Genomic DNA, 4340 nt, shown 5'->3' on the forward strand with positions numbered 1-4340 from the left:
TGGGCATGGTGATGCAATTGCCAGAGCGGGACAAATTGTCCTTTAGCTATCGCCAAATGATGAGCCGCTTGGCCGTTATGATGGGTGGTCGCGTCGCCGAGGAATTGATCTTTGGCAAGGACGCCATCACTTCGGGTGCCTCGTCCGACATCGAGCAAGCAACCCGCTTGGCCCGTGCGATGGTCACCCGTTGGGGCTTCTCAGACGAATTGGGTACGGTTGCTTACGGTGAGAACCAAGAAGAAGTCTTCTTGGGCCACTCAGTCTCGCGCACGCAAAATGTGTCGGAAGCCACCGCTCAAACCATCGACAAAGAGGTTCGTCGCCTTGTCGAGTGGGGTAATGCGGAAGCAACCCGCATCTTGACCGAGCGTCGAGCTGATTTGGAAGTCTTGGCGCAGGGCTTGTTGGAATTTGAAACCCTGTCAGGCGAGGAAATCAAAACCTTGCTCGAAGGTGGCTCCATCAAGCGCGACGATGCCGTGACACGCCCACCTGCTGGACCTTCTTCTGCCTTGCCAACCATTGGCAAGAAAAGTGGGGGGACAACCTCAACTGGTCCGGAACCTTCCCCAGCCTAAACCAATCAAAACCCCTTCCAGATTTGGGAGGGGTTTTTTGTAAGTAGAATGTGATGCGAGGACGCCATGGCGCGCGATTTAACTAAATTCACCCCCGACGAAGCGGTCGCCAAACTTTCAGGCTGGCAAGAAGTTGCCGGGCGTGCCGCGATTGAAAAAACCTATAATTTCGCCGACTTCAAACAGGCTTTTGGCTGGATGACACGTGTGGCCTTGAAGGCAGAGCAGATGGATCATCACCCGGAGTGGTTCAACGTCTATGCCAAAGTCCATGTCCTTTTGGCCACCCATGATGCCGATGGCGTAACGAACTTAGACGTCGAATTGGCCAGCTTTATGGATGCCTGTGCGGGAAACTGAGAATCACGACCTCTAATTTCAGAAAAAAAGAGTTAATTTAACTCGGTGATAACCACGCAAACCCTTTGTATCCCTTAGGAAGCTAGGCCCCTGAGGCCCTTCGCTATTGGCTTATGGGATTGTGACATGGGTGCGCGCACACGGTCAAAATTGGATACCTTGCATTGGCGCCAGCGCGTGACGCGTGATGGGCTGTTGGGCGCTGGCATTCTTGGCGGTACCGTCATGAGCCTCGCGACCATGACCTTTAATGCGCAAGACCCCAGTTGGAATGTGTCGGGCAGCGACAAGACCTCCAATTGGCTGGGCGAACCTGGTGCCAATTTGGCCGACTTTGTGTTGCAACTGCTTGGCATCGCCATCATCCCCGCGCTTTTGGCCCTGATTGCCTTTTGTTTCCTGGCCTTGCTGCGAGGCCCTGGTGGTGTGCCGCGTTTGCGCCTTCGCGCTTGGCTGGCAGCCCTTGGTGTTGTGATGTTTGCCGCGGCCGTATCGGGCCTGCCCCATGCGCCATCTTGGCCGATGCGAACAGGCCTTGGTGGCCTGATTGGTGATAGCATCCTGCACATACTCGCTATGCCGTTTGCCGGCGCGCAAAGCGGTGAAGGCTTTGGTGCCGTAATCGCTTTTGCCGTGGCGATTGCCTGCGGCATCGTCGCGATGCAGCTGAAGCGGAATGATATCGATGCGGCCATTGATGCAGCTACTTATGGCTGGGCCAGCCTGCGGGTTGCTGCCGATGATGTGATGGCGCGCTTTGGTGGGGCCAAAGCCCCCGCGCGCAAACCAGTCTCCAGCGCCCGCAAAAAGTCTGAGCGGCCCGTGACCTCGCGTGACATTGATCCCCATGATGTGGCCTCGATCGCCGCCCGCTTTGCCCCGACAGAATCCAAGGCCGGTGTGGCGCGCGATGTCTGGCGGGAGCCAGAGGTCCATACCACCACCTATGAAGCGCCCGGCTATCCCGCTGGCGATATCCCGATAGAGCGGCCCAAAAGCCCCAAGCAATCCGAGCGCGCCGGCCGTGAAGCCCAAGGCGTCCTGCCCATGTATCCTGCCGGGCCAGACTTCGAACTGCCGCGCCTCGACTTGCTCGCCAAGCCAAAGCCGCGCGTTGCCCATCATGATGAGGCAGGCCTCAAGCAAAATGCCCGCCTGCTGATGACGGTGTTGAGCGACTTTGGCGTGAAGGGTGAAATCCTCAACGTACGCCCTGGCCCTGTCGTCACCCTGTATGAGCTGGAGCCTGCAGCCGGGGTGAAATCGGCCCGCGTTATCGGTTTGGCTGATGATGTGGCGCGCTCAATGTCGGTGCAAGCCTGCCGCATCGCCGTAGTGCCCGGCCGCAATGCCATCGGCATCGAACTCCCCAATGCGCGGCGCGAGACAGTGTATCTGCGAGATCTCTTATCCACCAATGACTATGAAAGTGGTCGCCAAGAGCTGCCTCTGGCACTGGGCGAAACCATTGGCGGCGAGCCTTCGGTGGCCGACCTTGCCCGTATGCCCCACTTGCTGATCGCAGGCACCACCGGCTCGGGTAAGTCGGTTGGCATCAATGCGATGATCCTGTCGCTTCTCTATAAGATGACGCCGCAGCAGTGCCGCTTCATCATGATCGACCCTAAAATGCTGGAATTGTCGGTCTATGACGGCATTCCCCATCTGCTCGCCCCGGTTGTGACCGACCCGAAAAAGGCTGTCGCCGCACTCAAATGGGCGGTGCGGGAGATGGAAGATCGCTACCGTAAAATGTCGAAGATCGGCGTGCGCAATATTGGTGGCTATAACCAGCGCGCGGCTGAAGCCCAAGCCAAGAACGAGACCTTCTCGCGCACCATGCAAACAGGCTGGGACCGTGAAACCGGCAAGCCCATCTATGAGACCGAGACATTCGAACTCGACCATATGCCCTATATCGTTGTGGTGATCGACGAAATGGCCGATCTGATGCTGGTTGCGGGCAAGGACATCGAAGGCGCGGTGCAGCGCCTCGCGCAAATGGCCCGTGCGGCAGGCATTCACTTGATCATGGCGACACAACGCCCATCGGTCGATGTGATCACCGGCACAATCAAGGCCAACTTCCCGACCCGTATCTCCTATTCTGTGACCTCGAAGATCGACAGCCGCACCATTCTGGGTGAACAAGGTGCCGAACAGCTCTTGGGCCAAGGCGATCTGCTTTACATGGCGCAAGGCGGAAAAATGCGCCGCTTGCATGGCCCGTTTGTCGCCGACAAGGAAGTGGAAGAAATCGTCGCCAGCCTGAAGGCGCAAGGCGCACCTGAGTATTTCGACGAAATCACGGCCGATGCCGACGAGGACAATCCCTATGCCGACGGGGCCGATCTGGACGGCATGGCAGGCTCTGGCAATGACTTGTTCGACCGCGCCGTCGCCATTGTGGCGCGCGACCGCAAGGCCTCAACCTCCTACCTGCAGCGCCGCCTATCCTTGGGCTATAATCGCGCCGCCAGCTTGATTGAACGCATGGAACAAGAAGGCATGATCAGCCCACCCAACCATGCCGGCAAGCGCGAGATCCTGCTGCCCGATCACGGGTGACGTGGAGACTGAACTCAGTCGCAGTCACCTTTTAGGCTTGGCCGCAAAATCGCCGTATCGGAAAGCTAAAGGGTAGCTATGAACAGACGTCACCTACTTCTTGCCGGACTCATCGGCCTGTTGCCAGCCATGGCGCAAGCGCAAGCCCTTTCGGGTGCCCAGCGCACCGCTGCGATTGCCTCGCTGACTCAGTCGATCAATGCGATCACCCGCATACAGGGCCGGTTCCTGCAGACCAATCCAGACGGCAGCACGGTCGGAGGGCGTTTCTGGTTGCAGCGGCCCGGGAAGGTGCGGTTTGAATATGACGCGCCCTCGCCGCTTTTGCTGATTTCCGATGGCGCGACGGTCAGCCTGCAAGATCGCCGCTTGCGCACGACCGACCGCTACCCCCTGCGCAAGACTCCGCTCTATTTCCTCCTCAAAGCGAATGTGAGCTTGGAAAAGGACGTGCTGGTCTCCGGCGTGGAAAAGCGCGGCGGGATGACGATTATGGCGGTGCGCGACAAGGCCCGTCAGGCCGATGGTGAATTGACCATCATTTATGACGACACGGCGAATCAATTGCGCGAATGGGCGATTGCCGACCGTCAAGGCCGCGTGACGCGCGTGCGCTTGGTCGAAGCGTCTACTGGTGCCGCGATCAAGCAGAGCCTGTTTGCCACCCCAGGCCCCACCCGCAAATACGATCCCAAAAGCTAAAGCTCGCGGAATTGTGACAATTGAGTCACACGCAACAATTAAATACTTTTAATCTTGCTTTTGTTTTGGAATGTGTCTATCTTGCCACTCATGGATGCAGCACATCCGGACTGGCGTCGTCCCCCCGCT

3 protein-coding genes and 1 pseudogene are annotated in these 4340 nt (G+C 58.1%); all 4 read left to right on the forward strand.

Annotated features, from left to right (window positions below; all coding sequences use genetic code 11):
* Window positions 1-581: pseudogene (locus ACOVRA_RS11865) on the forward strand (cell division protein FtsH); the annotation flags it as partial.
* A gap of 66 nt (window positions 582-647) precedes the next feature.
* Window positions 648-941 carry a 4a-hydroxytetrahydrobiopterin dehydratase gene (locus ACOVRA_RS11870; RefSeq protein ID WP_421720471.1) on the forward strand — a complete coding sequence of 98 codons (294 nt, stop codon included), beginning with the start codon at window positions 648-650 and terminating at the stop codon, window positions 939-941.
* A 126-nt stretch (window positions 942-1067) separates the two neighbouring features.
* Window positions 1068-3509: a DNA translocase FtsK 4TM domain-containing protein gene (locus ACOVRA_RS11875; RefSeq protein ID WP_421720472.1), complete on the forward strand. Its 2442-nt coding sequence runs from the start codon at window positions 1068-1070 to the stop codon at window positions 3507-3509.
* Window positions 3510-3587: 78 nt separating this feature from the next.
* Entirely contained in the window at window positions 3588-4211 is a 624-nt protein-coding gene (locus ACOVRA_RS11880; protein WP_421720473.1) for an outer-membrane lipoprotein carrier protein LolA, read from the forward strand.
* Window positions 4212-4340: the final 129 nt, after the last annotated feature.

Origin of the sequence: Aquidulcibacter sp., assembly GCF_049239865.1 — a bacterium.
In the GTDB taxonomy this organism is placed as follows: domain Bacteria; phylum Pseudomonadota; class Alphaproteobacteria; order Caulobacterales; family Aquidulcibacteraceae; genus Aquidulcibacter.